Source organism: Azonexus fungiphilus (genome assembly GCF_003634965.1).
In the GTDB taxonomy this organism is placed as follows: domain Bacteria; phylum Pseudomonadota; class Gammaproteobacteria; order Burkholderiales; family Rhodocyclaceae; genus Azonexus; species Azonexus fungiphilus.
Map to the genome: position 1 here is coordinate 67,752 of NZ_RBXP01000004.1, position 16,635 is coordinate 84,386.

A 16,635-nucleotide genomic window follows, 5' to 3' on the forward strand; every position below is an offset into this window, starting at 1 on the left:
TGTTGTCAGTCGAGGACGACGATCGGCGCCAGGCCGTGGCGCTCGGCGTAGGCCTTGAGTTCGCCGCTGCGCTTGGCGCGGCCGAGGAAGTCCTCGACCCGGGCGTGCCAGCGGTCGTCGCCGGGGCGCATCGCCCAGCCGTAGGCGGTCATGTGATAGCTGCCTTCCGGCTTGATCAGGCGGGCCCAGTCGGTGGTCCTGAGCATGCGCAGGCTGAACGGGAAATCGGTCATGAAGACGTCGGCGCGGCCGGCCTCGACCTCGCGTTCGCGGGCGTGCGGCGTGTCGAGCACGCGCAGCGTCGCCGCCTTCAGGCGCGCCTTCATCACCGGCTCGTGCAGCGTGCCGCGGGCGACGGCGACGACCACGCCGGGCTGGTCGATGTCGCTCCACTGGCGGATGCGCCGGTTGCTCTTGCTGGTGATCGCGTAGATGTCGCTGGCCAGGTGCGGCTTGGTGAAGCGCAGTTTTTCCTGGCGTTGCGGGGTGATGCCGATGGCGAACATGGCGATCTCGCAGCGTTCCTGGGTGACGTCGTCGATCAGCCGGGCAAAGGCGCTGTCGACGAACTCGACGTCGACGCCGAGATCGCGTCCGAGCGCCTTGGCCAGGTCGATGTCGATGCCGGACAACTGGCGGGTCTTCGGGTCGCGGTAGCTGATCCCGAAATAGTCCGGCCAGATGCAGACGCGCACCGACTTGCTGGCGGCAATCCGCTCCAGGGCAGCGCTCTGGGCGGCGGCCGGCAAGGCCAGCGCGAACAGCAGGGCCGCGAGGAGGGATTTTGCTTTCAGCATTTTTGCCACCTGAATAATAATTTTGGTGACTTTAGTGTAACAAAAACCCGCCGGCAGCAGGGTCAATCGCGCTCGATCAGCTCGACCTTGTAGCCGTCCGGGTCCTCGACGAAGGCAATCACCGTCGTGCCGTGCTTCATCGGGCCGGCCTCGCGCACCACCTTGCCGCCGCGCGCCTTGATCGCGGCGCAGGCCGCGGCGGCGTCGGGCACGGCCAGCGCGATGTGGCCGTAGGCGTTGCCCAGCTCGTAGCTGGCGGTGTCCCAGTTGTGCGTCAGTTCGAGCACGGCCTGGCTGTCTTCGCTGCCGTAGCCGACGAAGGCCAGCGTGAAACGGCCGTCCGGGTAGTCCTGGCGGCGCAGCAGCTGCATGCCGAGGATTTCGGTGTAGAAGGCGATCGAGCGGTCGAGATTGCCGACGCGGAGCATGGTGTGCAGGATGCGCATGGGGTTCCTTTCAGAAGTGGGGGAGTTGCCGGCCGAGCCGGCGCAGGTCGAGGCGCAGGCGGCGCCAGTCGGGGCAAAGCTGTTCGACGACAGACCAGAAGCGCGGGCTGTGGTTCATTTCCTTGAGGTGGGCCAGTTCGTGGCAGACGACGTAATCGACGATCGCCGGCGGCAGCAGCACCAGGCGCCAGTTCAGCGCGATGTTGCCGCGCGCGCTGCAGCTGCCCCAGCGGGTGCGCGCCGACGACAGGCGCAGCGGCGGCACGGCGACGCCGAGGCGCGGCGCGTGCACCGCCAGGCGTTCCTGGAAGTGGGTGCGGGCGTGTTCGCGCAGGGCGGTTTCCAGCACTTTTGCCGGGTCGACCGTCAACGGCACGGTCAGGCGGATTTCGTCGCCGGCGAACTGCCAGCGGGCACGGGTGCCGTTCGCCAAGCTGACGGTCAACGCCTGGGCGAGGACAAAAATGCGGCTGCCGTCGGCGATCTCGAGCCGGGCCGGCGGTGGCCGCTCGCGCCAGGCGGCGAGCTTGTCGAGCACCCACTGGCCGTGTGCGCGGATCAGCGTCTCGACGTCGTGCAGGCTGGCACGCAGCGGGGCGCCGACGCGCAGGCCGCGCTGGTCGATGCTCAGGCCGATGCTGCGCCGGCTGCTGCGGCGCAGGGCGTAGGCGATGCGCTGGCCGGCGAGGACGATCTGCTGCGCCGACTCAGGCGGACGTGGCGGCATCCGGATAGCGGTGCGGCGAGAGGCGGCGCATCTCGGCCTCGATCCAGTCCTCGACGCGCTGGTTGACCTCGGCGTCGCTCATGCCGCTGGCGTCGAAGGCCGGGCCGATGCTGATGGTGACGGTCCCGGGCGTCTTCAGGAAAGCCTGGCGCGGCCAGTACTCGCCGGCGTTGTGGGCGACCGGCACGACCTGGCAGCCGACGTGCGTCGCCAGGTAGGCGCCGCCCGGCTTGTAGCGCCGCTTTTCGCCCGGCGGCACGCGCGTGCCCTCGGGGAAGATGATCACGTAGAAACCCTGCTTGAGGCGCTCGCGGCCCTGGGTGACGACCTGGTCGAGGGCGTTCTTGCCGGCGGCGCGGTCGATCGAGATCATCTTCATCGCCGCCAGCCCCCAGCCGACCAGCGGCAGCCTGAGCAGTTCCTTCTTCAGCACGAAGACGCAGAAGGCGCCGTCCGGCACACAGTCCTGCAGGGTCATCGTTTCCCACGCCGACTGGTGCTTGGCCATGATCACGCAGGCTTCGGCCGGCATGTTCTCGCGGCCGATCACCCGCGCCCGGATGCCGAGCAGGTGCTCGACGCCCCATTGCGTGCCGAGGCGCCAGACGCGGCCGAAACGGTAGGCCCAGACGCCGCCGAGCAGCGGCCCGGCGATCATCACCAGCGGCGCGCTGAGCGCCGACCAGACGATCACGTAGGCCATGAACAGGGTGGAGCGGACTGCGTTCATTTCTTTTCCTTGGTTTCCCGGCTGAGCAGGTGGTCGACCGCCGCCGCGAGGTTGGCGAAGATCAGCGTGCCTTCGGGCAGGCCGCCCTCGTCGCGCGTCTTCTCGCCCTTGCCGGTGAGCACCAGCAGCGGCTGGCAGCCGGCGGCGGCGCCGGCCTGCAGGTCGCGCAGCGAGTCGCCGATGGTGGCGACGCCGTTGAGGTCGGCGTTGAGCGTCTCGGCGATGCGCTTGAACATGCCCGGCTTGGGCTTGCGGCACTCGCACTTCGAATCGGCGGTGTGCGGGCAGTAGAAGATCGCGTCGATCCGTCCGCCGAGTTCGAAGGCCGCCTTGTGCATCTTCTTGTGGATGCGGTTGAGCGTGTCCATGTCGAACAGGCCGCGGCCGATCCCCGACTGGTTGGTGGCGACGACGACGCGATAGCCGTTCTGCTTGAGCCGCGCGATCGCTTCCAGGCTGCCCGGGATCGGCTTCCATTCCTCCGGGCTCTTGATGAACTGGGCGGAATCGAAGTTGATCACGCCGTCACGGTCGAGGATCACGAGTTTCATGGGCGCGGCTTTCGCGGAATCAGGCGGACAGCTTGGACAGGTCGGCGACGCGGTTCATCGCCGCGTGCAGCATGGCCAGCAGGCCGAGGCGGTTGGCCTTGAGCGCCGGGTCGTCGGCATTGACCATGACGCCGTCGAAGAAGGCATCGACCGGGGCGCGCAGCCGGGCCAGGACCTGCAGCGATTCGCTGTAGTCGCCGGTGAGGAAGGCTGCGTCGGCCTGCGGCACGACCTCGACCAGTGCCGCGTGCAGCGCGCTTTCGGCGGCTTCGCGCAGCAGCGCCGCATCGACGCGGGCTTCGACGCCGCCGTCGGCCTTCTTCAGGATATTGCCGACCCGCTTGTTGGCGGCGGCCAGCGCGGCGGCTTCCGGCAGCGCCGAGAAGGCGCGCACCGCGGCCAGGCGCTTGACCAGGTCGCCCAGGCGTTGCGGCCGCTGGCTGACCACGGCGTCGACTTCCTGCGCCGTGTAACCCTGCTCGCGCAGGCTGCCGGCCAGGCGTTCGTAGATGAAGTCGGCGAGCGCCTGCGGGTTCGGGGCGAAGCCCTCGATGCCGTTGAACTGGGCGAAAATTGCCGTCAACAGGCTGTCGACCGCCAGATTCAGGTCGCCCTCGGCGAGCATGCGGATGACGCCGAGCGCGTGCCGGCGCAGCGCGAAGGGGTCCTTGTCGCCGGTCGGGATCTGGCCGATGCCGAACATCCCGGCCAGGGTTTCCAGCTTGTCGGCCAGTGCGACGACCGTGCCGACGCGACCGCGCGGCAGGCTGTCACCGGCGAAGCGCGGCTTGTAGTGGTCTTCGATGGCATCGGCGACGTCGCCGTTGAGGCCGTCGTGCTGGGCGTAGTAGCGGCCCATGATGCCCTGCAGCTCGGGAAACTCGCCAACCATGTCGGTGAGCAGGTCGGCCTTGGCCAGCACCGCCGCCTGTTCGGCGTGCTGCACCAGTTCGCCGCCGCCGAGCGCTTCGGCGATGGCGCGGGCAATCGCGGCAACGCGCTGGACGCGCTCGCCCTGGGTGCCCAGCTTGTTGTGGTAGACCACCTTGGACAGGCCGATGACGCGGCTTTCCAGCGACTTCTTGCGGTCCTGGTCGAAGAAGAACTTGGCGTCGGCCAGGCGCGGACGGACGACGCGCTCGTTGCCGCCGATCACCGCGCTCGGGTCGGCCGGCGAGATGTTGCTGACGACGAGGAACTTGTTGGTCAGCTTGCCGGCGGCGTCGAGCAGCGGGAAGTACTTCTGGTTGGCCTTCATCGTCAGGATCAGGCATTCCTGCGGCACGGCGAGGAATTCTGCCTCGAACTGGCCGACCAGCACGTTCGGACGCTCGACCAGCGCGGTCACCTCGTCGAGCAGGGCATCATCCTCGATCGGCTTGCCGCCGGCCTGGGCGGCGGCCGCTGCAAGCTGGCGGACGATCTCGGCGCGGCGCTCGGCGAATGAGGCGATCACGGCGCCGTCCTTGAGCAGCGTCGCGGCGTAGCTGTCGGCGTCGGCGATCACCACTGGATCGATGGCGGCTTCGAAGCGGTGGCCCTTGGTCTGGCGGCCCGAGTCGAGGCCGAGCACCGAAACCGGCACGACCTCGGCGCCGTGCAGCGCGACCAGCGCGTGCGCCGGACGCACGAAATTGACGCTGCGCCAGCCGTCCTGCAACTGGTAGGTCATCACCTTCGGGATCGGCAGCGCGGCGAGCGCAGCCTCGATGGCCTTCTGCAGGCCGTCGGCCAGCGACGCGCCTTTGGCCAGGCTGTCGTAGAAGAGGATCTCGGCCTTGCCGTCGTTCTCGCGGCGCAGGCCGGCCACGGCACTTTCATCGGCGCCCAGCGCGGCCAGCTTCTTGAGCAGGGCGGGCGTGGCCTGGCCGTTGGCGTCGAGGCCGACGGCAACCGGCATCAGCTTCTGCACCACCGGCTTGTCGGCGGCGACGGCGAGCACGTCGGTGACGTGTGCAGCGAGACGGCGCGGCGAGGCGTAAGCGGTCACTTTTGCGGTCGACGCTGCCAGACCGGCATTTTTCAGGGAATTCGCCAGTGCGGCGGCAAAGGCTTCGCCGAGCTTCTTCAGCGCCTTCGGCGGCAGTTCTTCGACGAAGAGTTCAACGAGGAGGTTCTTGGCGGTCATCTCAGGCGGCTTTCTTGGCGTTCTGTTCTTCGAGCTTGGCGAGGACTTCGCTGGCCCAGTCGCGCGGGGCCATCGGGAAACCGAGGCGGGCGCGCGATTCGAGGTAGGCTTGCGCGACGGCGCGTGCCAGGTTGCGGATGCGGCCGATGTAGGCGGCGCGCTCGGTCACGGAAATCGCGCCGCGCGCGTCGAGCAGGTTGAAGGTGTGCGCGGCCTTGAGCACCTGTTCGTAGGCGGGCAGCGCCAGTTGCGCGCCCATCAGGTGCTGCGCCTGCTTCTCGTGCGCGCCGAAGGCGTGGAACAGGAAATCGACGTCGGAATGCTCGAAGTTGTAGGTCGATTGCTCGACTTCGTTCTGGTGATAGACGTCGCCGTAGGTCAGGCCGTCGGTCCAGACCAGGTCATAGACGTTCTCGACGCCCTGCAGGTACATCGCCAGACGTTCGATGCCGTAGGTGATTTCGCCGGTGATCGGCTTGCAGTCGATGCCGCCGACCTGCTGGAAGTAGGTGAACTGGGTCACTTCCATGCCGTTCATCCAGACTTCCCAGCCCAGGCCCCAGGCGCCCAGCGTCGGGTTTTCCCAGTCGTCCTCGACGAAACGCACGTCGTTCTTCTTCAGGTCGAAACCAAGGGCTTCGAGCGAGCCGAGGTAGAGTTCGAGGATGTTGTCCGGCGCCGGCTTGAGCACCACCTGGTACTGGTAGTAGTGCTGCATGCGGTTGGGGTTCTCGCCGTAGCGGCCGTCCTTGGGGCGGCGCGACGGCTGCACGTAGGCGGCCTTCCACGGCTCCGGGCCGATGGCGCGCAGGAAGGTGGCGGTGTGGCTGGTGCCGGCGCCGACTTCCATGTCGTACGGCTGGAGCAGGGCGCAGCCCTGGGCGCTCCAGTATTGCTGCAGACGCAGGATGATTTCCTGAAAGGTCGGTTTCTTGGGGGGCGTCATTGGCGGCATTCGAAAATCGGAAAGTTTCGATTTTACTCGGTTTTGCCTTGCCCTGGCCCGTCTGCCGGGCCAGGGCGGGTCCCCGGGCGGGCGCCCTGACGCCCGCCTTGGCCTCGCTTAGAGGCGGAAGCGGCCGACTTCCTGCTGCAGCTTGCCGGCCAGTTCGCTGAGGTGACCGGCGCTGCCGTTCATCCGGTCGGCGACGGTTTCGGTTTCCTCGGCAACGGTGGCGGCGGATTCGACGCGGCGGGCAATATTCTGCGCCGAGGCCGATTGTTCCTTGACTGCGTCGGCGATGCTGCGCACCGACCCGGCGATTTCGCGGGTGGCATGTTCGATCCGCTCCAGCGCGCTTTCGGCGTTGGCGCTGGCGGCGCTGCCCTGGCGGGCTTCGCTCACTGCCTGGCCGATGACATCGCGGACGCTGTTGACGCCGCTGCCGACCCGTCCCAGGATCTGGCCGATCTCCCCGGCCGAGTGCGCCGACTGCTCGGCAAGCTTGCGGACCTCATCGGCGACGACGGCAAAGCCGCGACCGACTTCGCCGGCGCGTGCGGCCTCGATTGCCGCATTCAGCGCGAGCAGGTTGGTCTGTTCGGCGATCTGGCGGATGGCGGTGACGACCTGGCCGATCTCGGCCGAGTGCGCACCCAGCGCCTCGACCTCGGCGAGCGCGGCGCCGACCTGCTGTTCGACGCGACGCATGGCATTGATCGCTTCGAGCGTGACCTGGCGTCCAAGCTGGACTTCACCGACCGCGCCGCCGGCCGAATCGTCTGCCTGGCGTGCCGAATCGGCGACCTGGTCGATCGATACCGAAAGCTGCTCGGAACTGGCGCTCATGTCGCTGAAGGTCTCCGAGAGATTGCCGACCGCATCGCGCAGGGCATGCGCCGAGGTCGCCATGTCGCGCGCCGAGCCGTCCAGGCTGCCGGCCGAATTGCCGAGGGTTCCGACCAGTTCGGCCATTGCGGAGGCCGTGCCGTTGACCTGGCGGGCTACCGCGTGGATCTCGTTGCGGGAATCTTCGGGGACGTCGATGCGCTGGCCCAGTTCTCCTGCGCCCAGCGCCGAGAGTCCGGCGGTGACATCGGCCAGCGGCGCCAGCTGGCGCCGCATCAGCAAGGTTATCGCGCCGACCAGCAGCAGCGAGAAGGCGAACAGGGCGACCAGGATTCCGTTGCGGATATTGTCGAAGGGGGCGGTGAATTCGTCGCGCCAGGATCCGACCGCGACAATCCAGTGAAGATCGGGGACTTCGCGGAAGACGACGATCTTCTCGCGCGGGCTGCCGTCCTGGTCGAGCCAGTCGTAGAGCATGGTGCCGTTGCGTTGGGCCAGCAGCTTTTCCATGATCTCCTTGGCGGCGGTGTTGCCGACTTCGGTCAGCAGCTTGCCCTCGAACTTCGGATGGACGACGAAGCGGCCTTCCTTCAGGTCGCCGATTGGCTGGGCAACGATATAGGGATAGCCGCTCTTGCCGACGACAATCGAGCGCAGCTTGTCCTTGAGCATGGCGACGTTGGATTCGGCATCAAGGCGCATCGTCACGATGCCGATGATTTCCCCGCGCGCGTCCTTGATCGCCTTCGCCGCCAGGGCATACATGCGGCCCGAGCGCTCCAGCGTGCCGGCGTAGTTTTCGCCGGCCAGCACCTGGCGTGTGTAGTCGTCGGTGACTGCCTGGCCGTCGCGGTATTTGCCGTTCTTGTCCTTGAGCAGGGTTGTAGCGCGGTAGAAGGTGTCGCCGTCACGGATCAGGAAGGACGGTTCGTGACCGACATTCTGCTTGCGGAACTCGTCGAGGTAGGCCTGGTTGGAAATGCCATGGATGTTGCCGAACATCAGTTCGGGGCGTTGCCCGTCGCCGAGCGTGACGCGCTGTCCGGTCAGGCGTGCCGGCGGCAGGTCGTTGATGAGCTGGTCGAGGGCGAAGGTGGCGCGCTGCTCGAGGCTGTCCTGGGCATATTCGAGGGTGCGGGTGATCAGGTCGGTTTCGACGTTGAGGGCGGCTTCGACTTCCTGCAGGGCGACCTTGCGGATGTGGCTGGAAAGATAGATGCCGAGCAGGAGCATCGCACCAAGGCTGAGACTGAGGATGCCGAGAAGAACCTGCGTGGACATCGGCAGGCGGGAAAAACGCTGGAACATGTAGACCTCTTGAGTATTGCGCTGTTATTTAAATTTCAAAAATTAGAAAATTATTATTTGTTTAACAAAATATCATGTTTCAAAAAGTCGATTTTTGACTTTGCTCAATGACAGCGCCGATCGTCGTTCTCGCCAGGCAATTAAAGACGGATGGCAATGCCGCCGACCCGGCGGGCGGGCCCCGGAAAGGACGCTTCCCAGTCGCCACGGGGGATTGCGCATTTTCCGGGTAGAGGTTGACTTCCTCCAATAAATCAATAGAATGCGCGCTCCATGTTGCGGTGCAATACCGGTGTTTCCCGCCTTCCGGCCAGACTCGGCCCCTGGAAACCCTGCTTCCTCCTGCGGAGGAATGAGCCGGTGTCGTACCCCCCGTAACCGTTCGCCGATGCTTTTTGTCGGTGGCAACAGTGAAGGAGGGCGCATGTTCGCTTCGCAGTTCCTTTTCCCCGCCGTGCAGCGGGTTGTCGCGGCCGTCTCGCACGTCGTCCGCAAATTCTTGATGCTGGCCGGGCTGGTTTTCGTGCTCGGGCTGGCCGGTAGTTACCAGGGCCATGGCGGCCTGGTCGATGGTTTCCGCGCGATGTTCCCGGCCGGCGTCAATGCCAGCGAGCGCGAGTTGCCGGTGGCCGCCGACACGCAGCCGGTGGCGCTCGACCAGGTGCGCCTGGTGCCGACGATGCAGCAGGCGCTGCAATATGTCGCCCGCCGTTACCGGGTGTCGCATGAAGTGCTGCTGCCGATCTTCGTCACGGCGCAGGACAGCGCCCGCGAGCTTGGCCTCGATCCCTTGCTGATCGTTGCCGTGATCGGTGTCGAATCCGGTTTCAACCCGTTCTCGCAGAGCGTCGTCGGCGCCCAGGGCTTGATGCAGGTGATGCCGCGCTTCCATGCCGACAAGCTGCCGGATGATGCCGGCGAGCTGCCGTTTTTCGACCCGGTGACCAACGTCCAGGTCGGTGCCCGCATCCTGCGCGAATCGATCGCCCGCAACGGCGGCCTGATTCCCGGCCTGCAGCAGTTCGGCGGCGCCAGCAACGATCCCGAGCAGCGTTACGCGGGCAAGGTGATGGCCGAGCGCCAGCGTCTCGAGGCGGCGATCCGCCAGCATGCGCGGCAGAGTGCCTGATCGACGTATTTCAATGTAATATTCGCCCCCTCTTCACGGGGGTGACGATGAAATCTGTTTCGCTTGCCGGGGCTGCACTGCTCTTCTGCGGCGCCCTGGCCGGGGTGCCGGCGCAGGCCGAAGAAGGTCTCGGGGTCGGGCTGACGCCGCTCGCGCAATGCGGCGCACCACTGGCGCTCGATGCGCCGTTCGAGATGGCGAGCCGGATCGTCGAATTCCAGGCCTTGACCGAGGAAGTGCTGAGCCTGCGGGCGAGCGCGATCGATTACCTCGACCTCCTCAAGGCCCGCGATGCGCGCGGCGAACCCCTGTCCGGCGGTGATCTGCGCCGCCTCAACGAGGGCGCGGCGACCTTGCTCGACCAGCGGCGGCGCCTGCTGGCCGTGGCCACCGAACGCGAATGCTGGCTCGACCAGCCGATCCCCGACGATCCGGCGCGCGCACGGGTGCAGGCGGCCGGCGTCGCGATCTCGCTGGCGGCGGCCTTGATGCTTTACGACAACTACCTGTCGGCAGTCGGCCTGTACCGCGCCAATCCCTTCCTGCGCCAGCACCTGAACAGCCGCGACAGCGGTTTCGCGATTCCGCGCGGGGCGCTCAACCGCATTGCGCTGTCCTTCAATTCGGCCGTCAATCGTGCCCGCACCCGGCGCGCCGTCGATTGGTACGAGGCGCACGCCGGCATGCTGGCCGGTTCTGCGGATGACGGCGAGCGCTACCTGTCGGCGCTGATCGAGCAGAGCCCCTCCTACCAGATGGTGCGCCAGGTGAAGCCGCTCGGCTACGTCGGCAACATGCTCGGGTTCTTCAGTGCCTTCTCGGTCGACACCCTGAATCGTCTGCAGAAGGAGGGGGTCAATCTGTCCAGCCTGCTGTTCGGCAATGCCGCCGGCCTGGTCGAGACCCGGCGCGGCAAGCTCGACGGCCAGGCGCCGGTGCTGGCCAAGCTGGCGGGGACGGTGCAGGCCGGCGACGTGCTGCTCGAAAAAACGCCCTTCCGGCTCACCGATACCTTCATTCCCGGCCATTACGGCCATGTCGCGGTCTGGGTGGGCAGCGAGGCGGAACTGCGCCAGCTCGGCATCTGGGAGCACCCGGTGGTTCGCCCGCATCAGGCCAAGATCCGGGCCGGACGCGGCGTCGTCGAGGCGCTCCGCGCCGGGGTCAAGATGAACACCCTGGCGCATTTCCTCAATATCGACGACCTTGCCGTCCTGCGCCCGCGCCGGATCGACAGCGGAGCCCGTGCCGAAGCCGTACTGCAGACCTTGCGCCAGGTCGGCAAGGCCTACGATTTCAACTTCGACGTCGAGTCGACCGATCGCATCGTCTGCTCGGAGCTCGTCTATCACGCCTACGGCGATGTCCGCTGGCCGACCCGGCGCCAATTCGGCCGCGTCACCATCAGCCCCGACAATGTCGCCGCCGAAGCCACCGGCGACGGCAGCTTCGCCGTCGAATTGCTCTACCACGATGGCAAGGAGCAGGTCGCCGAGCGCGGCGAGTTCCTGCGCAGCCTGCTGAAATCGGAGGTCGTCAGGATGGCGCGCGGCGAGACCGGCGCCCGCTGAGCTTTCAGCGCCGCCGGCCCGGGCGGGCGGCCAGCAGGAGCAGGGCGATCAGGCCGAGGGCGCCGAGGTTGCCCCAGTGGTTGTAAGGCGTCATGCCGGTGTAAGCGCGTACTTCGCCGCTCAGGACGCCGGTCGTGAATGGCGGTAGCGCAGCGCTCAGGTTGCCGTGGGCGTCGATGATCGCGGTCATCCCGGTATTGGTCGCGCGCAGCGTCGGGCGGCCGGTTTCGGCCGAGCGCATGCGGGCGATCTGGAGGTGCTGCGGTTGTGCCAGCGAGCGGCCGAACCAGGCGGTGTTCGACAGGTTGGCGAGAATCCCGGCCTGCGGCAGCGCCGCGATGATCTCCTCGCCGAAAACATCCTCGTAGCAGATGTTGACCGCCACATCGTGGCCGGCGACGCGCAACGGTGCCTGCCGGGCCGGGCCGGCGGTAAAGCTGCTCATCGGGATGTCGGCCTGGGCCATGAACCAGGCAAAACCGGCGGGGATGAACTCGCCGAAGGGGACCAGGTGGCTCTTGCTGTAGGTCTGCGTCGGAGCGGCGCCGAGGCTGAGCGCGCTGTTGAAGTAGGCGCCGTCGAGGTCGCCGGTCAGGGTGCCGACGATCAGGTCGCCGCCCTGGCGTGCGGCCAGGGCTTTCAGTTCGTCCAGATAGCCGGGCGGCAGGCGGTCGGCGAAAGCGGGCAGGGCGGTTTCCGGGAGCAGGGTGAGTTGCGCCGGATGGGTGGCGACCAGTTCGCGGTAGAGGCTCAGCGTGCGGTAGAAGGCTTCCGGCTGGAACTTCATCTGCTGCGGGATGTTGCCCTGGATCAGGGCGACCCGCAGTGGCTCGCCGACCGGCTCGGTCCAGTCGATCTGGCGCAGGCCGAAGCCGGCAGCGACGCAGGCGGCGAGCAGCGGCAGGCCGATCCGCCAGCGCAGCAGCGCAGCACCGAGCAGGGCGACCAGCAGCGACAGGCCGTAGACGCCGAGCAGCGGGGCGAAGCCGGCGAGCGGGCTGGGCGGCGCCTGGGTGTAGCCGAGTGCCAGCCACGGAAAGCCGGTGAAAATCCAGCCGCGCAGCCAGTCGACCGTGGCGATCAGTGCTGCGAAGTAGAGCATCTGGCGCCAGTCAGCTGCCGGCTGCCAGCGCTTGAAGGTCCAGCCGGCCAGTGCCGGGTAGAGCGCCATCGTCGCGCAGAAGATCAGTGTCGCCGGGCCGGCCAGCCACCAGGGCATGCCGCCGAAGACCGAAAGGCTGACGAAGATCCAGGAAACGCCGGCGACGAAGAAGCCGAGGCCGAACAGGAAGCCGGCGGCAGCCGCACGGCGCGGCGTCGGCGCCCGGCGCAGCAGGAAGAACAGTGCCAGCCAGGGCAGCGGCGCCAGCCAGAAGAGGTCGAAGGGGGCGAAGCAGAGCACGCCGGCGGCGCCGGCGGGCAGCGCGGCCAGCTCAGACCGGCGCATCGTCGCCGACGGGGCGGGCCTTGGGGGGATCGACCAGCAGCGTGTACAGCCGGCGGCTGTCGGCGCGCAGCACCTGGAAGCGGACGCCGTCGATCTCCAGGGTTTCGTTGCGCTTGGGCACGCGGCCGAGGTGGCGCAGGACGAGGCCGCCGACGGTGTCGAATTCCTCGTCGGAGAAGGCGGTCGAGAAGGCGGCGTTGAAGTCCTCGATCTCGGTGCGCGCCTTGACCCGGTAGCGGCCGGCGGAGTCGAGGCGGATGTTGTCGTGGGCTTCGTCGAAGTCGTATTCGTCCTCGATGTCGCCGACGATCTGCTCGAGCACGTCCTCGATGGTGACCAGGCCGGCGACGCCGCCGTATTCGTTGACCACGATCGCCATGTGGTTGCGCGAGACGCGGAACTCGCGCAGGAGCACGTTGAGGCGCTTCGATTCAGGGATGAACACGGCCGGACGCAGCCAGTCGCGCAGCGAGAAGTTCTCTTCGGTGTGGATGCGCAGCAGGTCCTTGGCGAGCAGGATGCCGAGGACGTTGTCGCGGTCGCCGTCGACGACCGGGAAGCGCGAGTGGGCGGCCTCGATGACCACCGGCACGATTTCGGCGAGCGGATCGTCGATGTCGATGACGTCCATCTGGGCCCGCGGGATCATCACGTCGGTGACGCGGGTTTCGGAGGCCGCCAGTGCGCCTTCGATGATGGTCAGCGCGTCGGCGTCCATCAGGTTGCGCTCGTAGGCGGCGTGGAGGGTCTGCATGAGCTGGGCGCGGTCTTCGGGTTCGCGCAGCAGCAGGGAGGTCAGGCGTTCGATGAAACCGGGTTTACTGTCACTGTCCATGATCGTCAGGCGGCGGATTCGTTCCCGTAGGGATCGGGGTAGCCCAGTTCCGCCAGTATTGTCCTTTCTTCGTCTTCCATTTCAAGGGCTTCGCCGTCGTCCTCGTGGTCCCAGCCCTGCAAATGCAGCATACCATGCACCGTCAGGTGGGCGTAATGCGCCGCCAGCGGCTTGCCTTGCTCGGCGGCCTCGCGGGCGACGACCTCGGGGCAGATGACCAGGTCGCCCATCACCAGCGGTTCGCTTTCGTACGGAAAGGAGAGCACGTTGGTCGCGTAGTCCTTGCCGCGGTATTCGGCGTTCAGCGCCCGGCCTTCGTCGGCGTCGACCAGGCGGATGGTGACCTGGCCGCCACCGATCAGCGCCGCCCTCGCCCAGCGCACGAAATCCGCCCGCAAGGGTAGGCCTTCGCGGTTACAGGCATATTGCACCGACAGGTTAAGACGATTGCTGATGGCGTTTTTCATAGGCTTCGACGATGCGGGCGACCAGCGGGTGGCGCACCACGTCCTCCTTGCGGAATTCGGTAAAGGCGAGGCCGCGCACGTCGTGCAGGACCTCCATGGCTTCCTTGAGGCCGCTCTTCTGGCCCTTGGGCAGGTCGATCTGGGTGATGTCGCCGGTGACCACGGCCTTGGCGCCGATGCCGATGCGGGTCAGGAACATCTTCATCTGCTCGGGCGTGGTGTTCTGCGCCTCGTCGAGGATGACGAAGGCGTGGTTGAGCGTGCGGCCGCGCATGAAGGCCAGCGGCGCGATCTCGATGGCGCGCTTTTCGTAGAGCTTGGCGACACGGTCGGCGCCCATCAGGTCGTAAAGCGCGTCGTAGAGCGGGCGCAGGTAGGGATCGATCTTCTGCGTCAGGTCGCCGGGCAGGAAGCCGAGGCGTTCGCCGGCCTCGACGGCCGGGCGGGTCAGGATGATGCGCTGGACCAGGTCGCGCTCGAAGGCATCGACGGCCGAGGCGACGGCGAGGTAGGTCTTGCCGGTGCCGGCCGGGCCGATGCCGAAGGTGATGTCGTGTTCCTGGATGTGCTTGAGGTACTCGACCTGGCGCGGCGTGCGGCCGTGCAGTTCGTTTTTGCGGGTAATCAGCTGTGGACCGTCAACCGGCGAGTGGGCCGCGGCGATCCGGCGTACCGGCGCATTGGTCAGCTCGACCAGGCCGAGCTGGATTTCGTCGACCGACAGCGGCCGGCGGGCCAGTGCGTAGAAGTGGCGCAGGGCGTCCACGGTCAACTGGGCTTTTTCGCCGGAAACCGAGAAGCGCTCGCTGCGCCGGCGGATGACCACGTCCAGCCCGGTCTCGATCTGCCGGATGTTCTCGTCGAGCGGACCGCAGAGGTTGGCGAGCAGGGTGTTGTCCACCGGCGCGAGGGCGAACTCGAGCGGCCGGGACTTGGGGGCCCTAGTTTTCGCGGATGACAATTTCGCCTCGCAGGCTGTGGGACAGCGACTGGGTGATCCTGACATCGACGAACTGGTTGACCAGGCGCGGGTTGCCGACGAAGTTCACGATGCGGTTGTTGTCGGTGCGCCCGGCGACCTCGTTCGGGTCCTTCTTCGACGGCCCTTCGACCAGCACCCGCTGGATGCTGCCGACCATGCCTTGGCTGACCGCCTGCGCCAGTTCGTCGATCCGCTGCTGCAGCCGGGCCAGGCGCGCCGACTTGACCTCGGCCGGCGTGCTGTCTTCGAGCTCCAGCGCCGGCGTGCCCGGGCGCGGGCTGTAGATGAAGGAGAACGACGCGTCGAAGGCGACGTCGTCGATCAGCTTCATCGTCTTCTCGAAATCCTCGTCGGTCTCGCCCGGGAAGCCGACGATGAAGTCGGACGACAGCGAGATGTCGGGACGGGCGGCGCGCAGCTTCCTGACTACCGACTTGTATTCGAGCGCCGTGTAGCCGCGCTTCATCGCCGCCAGTACGCGGTCGGAACCGGACTGCACCGGCAGGTGCAGGTGCGAGACCAGCTTGGGCACCTTGAGGTAGGTGTCGATCAGGCGCTGGCTCATCTCGCGCGGGTGCGAGGTGGTGTAGCGGATGCGCTCGATCCCCGGCACTTCGGCAATGTACTCGATGAGCAGCGCCAGGTCGGCCTTCTCGTCGGTGCCTTCCATGTCGCCGCGGTAGGCATTGACGTTCTGGCCGAGCAGCGTGACTTCCCTGACGCCGTGCGCGGCGAGGTCGGCGACTTCGGTGAGGATGTCGGTGAACGGCCGCGAGACTTCGCCGCCGCGGGTGTAGGGAACGATGCAGAAGGTGCAGAACTTGGAGCAGCCTTCCATGATCGAGACGAAGGCGCTGGCGCCCTTGACCTCGGCCGGCGGCATCGAATCGAACTTCTCGATCTCGGGGAAGGAAACGTCGACTGCCGCCTTGCCCTTGCTCTTGCGTTCGGCAATCAGCTGCGGCAGCCGGTGCAGCGTCTGCGGCCCGAACACGACATCGACGTAGGGCGCGCGGGCGACGATGGCGTCGCCCTCCTGGCTGGCGACGCAACCGCCGACACCGATCACCAGGTCGGGATTCTTCTGTTTCAGGTGGCGGACCCGGCCGAGATCGTGGAACACCTTCTCCTGCGCCTTCTCGCGCACCGAGCAGGTATTGAAGAGGATGATGTCGGCTTCCTCGGGGTTGTCGGTCTTGACGATTCCGTCGGCGGCGTTGAGCACATCGGCCATCTTGTCCGAATCGTACTCGTTCATCTGGCACCCGAAAGTGCGGATGAATAGTTTCTTGGGCATGGGAAAACTTTTTAAAATCAGTGGCGCGGCTTCGGCAAGCCGCACGCGGAAAAGTTGCGCATTATAACGCGGTTGACCGCGCCGCCGCCGGCCAACTATAATTCGCGCCCTCTAAGCGTGGTGATGTAGCTCAGACGGTTAGAGCGATGGATTCATAACCCATAGGTCGGCAGTTCGATTCTGCCCATCACCACCAGTAATACATGCGAAAGCCCAACCTTAACCGGTTGGGCTTTTTGCTTTCCGATGCGGTAGCCGTTGAGGTGGCGCAAGCGCTGTCGTAGCCTGCTGGCGATGTCCCGCGGGGGGGGGGGGGGGGGGTTTGGGGCCGGGGGTTGCGCCCCCCCCCCTTTGGCGGCCGGAGGGAAGGGGGGGGTGTGGGCGGGCGGTTTTGGCAAAAAACCTTTCCCAAAACCACGGGGCCGTGGCGA

General features: G+C 66.8%; 15 protein-coding genes and 1 tRNA gene. 3 read left to right on the plus strand and 13 right to left on the minus strand.

Going from position 1 to position 16,635, the window contains the following annotated elements; all coding sequences use genetic code 11:
* Positions 1 to 5 precede the first annotated feature (5 nt).
* The 8 genes from DFR40_RS02200 to DFR40_RS02235 all read right to left on the minus strand — a co-directional run bounded on the left by DFR40_RS02200 (position 6) and on the right by DFR40_RS02235 (position 8,476).
* Positions 6 to 797: a substrate-binding periplasmic protein gene (locus DFR40_RS02200; protein ID WP_121456862.1), complete on the minus strand. Its 792-nt coding sequence runs from the start codon at positions 795 to 797 to the stop codon at positions 6 to 8.
* A gap of 62 nt (positions 798 to 859) precedes the next feature.
* Complete coding sequence (gene gloA, locus DFR40_RS02205; RefSeq protein WP_121456863.1) at positions 860 to 1,243, minus strand: lactoylglutathione lyase; 384 nt, start codon at positions 1,241 to 1,243, stop codon at positions 860 to 862.
* 10 nt (positions 1,244 to 1,253) lie between these two features.
* Positions 1,254 to 1,970, minus strand: a complete 717-nt coding sequence (locus tag DFR40_RS02210; RefSeq protein WP_121456864.1) for a M48 family metallopeptidase — start codon at positions 1,968 to 1,970, stop codon at positions 1,254 to 1,256.
* Positions 1,951 to 2,700, minus strand: a complete 750-nt coding sequence (locus DFR40_RS02215; RefSeq protein ID WP_121456865.1) for a lysophospholipid acyltransferase family protein — start codon at positions 2,698 to 2,700, stop codon at positions 1,951 to 1,953. Before DFR40_RS02215 ends, DFR40_RS02210 begins: the two co-directional genes overlap by 20 nt.
* Positions 2,697 to 3,251: a D-glycero-beta-D-manno-heptose 1,7-bisphosphate 7-phosphatase gene (gene gmhB, locus DFR40_RS02220; RefSeq protein ID WP_121456866.1), complete on the minus strand. Its 555-nt coding sequence runs from the start codon at positions 3,249 to 3,251 to the stop codon at positions 2,697 to 2,699. The genes DFR40_RS02215 and gmhB overlap by 4 nt, the downstream gene beginning before the upstream one ends.
* A 19-nt stretch (positions 3,252 to 3,270) precedes the next feature.
* The gene (glyS, locus tag DFR40_RS02225; protein ID WP_121456867.1) at positions 3,271 to 5,379 is read right to left on the minus strand and encodes a glycine--tRNA ligase subunit beta; all 2,109 of its coding nucleotides are present in this window, start codon (positions 5,377 to 5,379) and stop codon (positions 3,271 to 3,273) included.
* Position 5,380: 1 nt separating this feature from the next.
* Positions 5,381 to 6,334: a glycine--tRNA ligase subunit alpha gene (glyQ, locus tag DFR40_RS02230; protein ID WP_425453924.1), complete on the minus strand. Its 954-nt coding sequence runs from the start codon at positions 6,332 to 6,334 to the stop codon at positions 5,381 to 5,383.
* A gap of 108 nt (positions 6,335 to 6,442) precedes the next feature.
* A complete protein-coding gene (locus DFR40_RS02235) occupies positions 6,443 to 8,476 on the minus strand; it encodes a methyl-accepting chemotaxis protein (RefSeq protein WP_121456869.1) in 2,034 nt (677 codons plus the stop codon).
* 424 nt (positions 8,477 to 8,900) lie between these two features.
* Between DFR40_RS02235 and DFR40_RS02240 the strand changes: the two genes are divergently transcribed.
* Complete coding sequence (locus DFR40_RS02240) at positions 8,901 to 9,605, plus strand: transglycosylase SLT domain-containing protein (protein ID WP_121456870.1); 705 nt, start codon at positions 8,901 to 8,903, stop codon at positions 9,603 to 9,605.
* A gap of 47 nt (positions 9,606 to 9,652) precedes the next feature.
* Positions 9,653 to 11,176 carry a YiiX/YebB-like N1pC/P60 family cysteine hydrolase gene (locus DFR40_RS02245; protein WP_121456871.1) on the plus strand — a complete coding sequence of 508 codons (1,524 nt, stop codon included), beginning with the start codon at positions 9,653 to 9,655 and terminating at the stop codon, positions 11,174 to 11,176.
* Between the two features lie 4 nt (positions 11,177 to 11,180).
* On the opposite strand, the gene lnt is transcribed toward DFR40_RS02245, so the two are convergent.
* Genes lnt through miaB form a run of 5 tightly spaced genes read right to left on the minus strand, consistent with a single transcriptional unit; the run spans position 11,181 to position 16,204 of the window.
* The gene (lnt, locus tag DFR40_RS02250; protein WP_121456872.1) at positions 11,181 to 12,623 is read right to left on the minus strand and encodes an apolipoprotein N-acyltransferase; all 1,443 of its coding nucleotides are present in this window, start codon (positions 12,621 to 12,623) and stop codon (positions 11,181 to 11,183) included.
* Positions 12,610 to 13,458, minus strand: a complete 849-nt coding sequence (locus tag DFR40_RS02255) for a CorC family transporter (protein ID WP_121456873.1) — start codon at positions 13,456 to 13,458, stop codon at positions 12,610 to 12,612. The genes lnt and DFR40_RS02255 overlap by 14 nt, the downstream gene beginning before the upstream one ends.
* A 5-nt stretch (positions 13,459 to 13,463) precedes the next feature.
* Positions 13,464 to 13,925, minus strand: a complete 462-nt coding sequence (gene ybeY, locus DFR40_RS02260) for an rRNA maturation RNase YbeY (RefSeq protein ID WP_121456874.1) — start codon at positions 13,923 to 13,925, stop codon at positions 13,464 to 13,466.
* Positions 13,897 to 14,826 (minus strand): PhoH family protein, encoded by a 930-nt coding sequence (locus DFR40_RS02265; protein WP_245985578.1) that lies wholly within the window; start codon positions 14,824 to 14,826, stop codon positions 13,897 to 13,899. The genes ybeY and DFR40_RS02265 overlap by 29 nt, the downstream gene beginning before the upstream one ends.
* 40 nt (positions 14,827 to 14,866) lie before the next feature.
* Entirely contained in the window at positions 14,867 to 16,204 is a 1,338-nt protein-coding gene (gene miaB / locus DFR40_RS02270; protein WP_121456876.1) for a tRNA (N6-isopentenyl adenosine(37)-C2)-methylthiotransferase MiaB, read from the minus strand.
* Positions 16,205 to 16,323: 119 nt separating this feature from the next.
* Between miaB and DFR40_RS02275 the strand changes: the two genes are divergently transcribed.
* Positions 16,324 to 16,400, plus strand: a tRNA-Met gene (locus tag DFR40_RS02275).
* Positions 16,401 to 16,635: the final 235 nt, after the last annotated feature.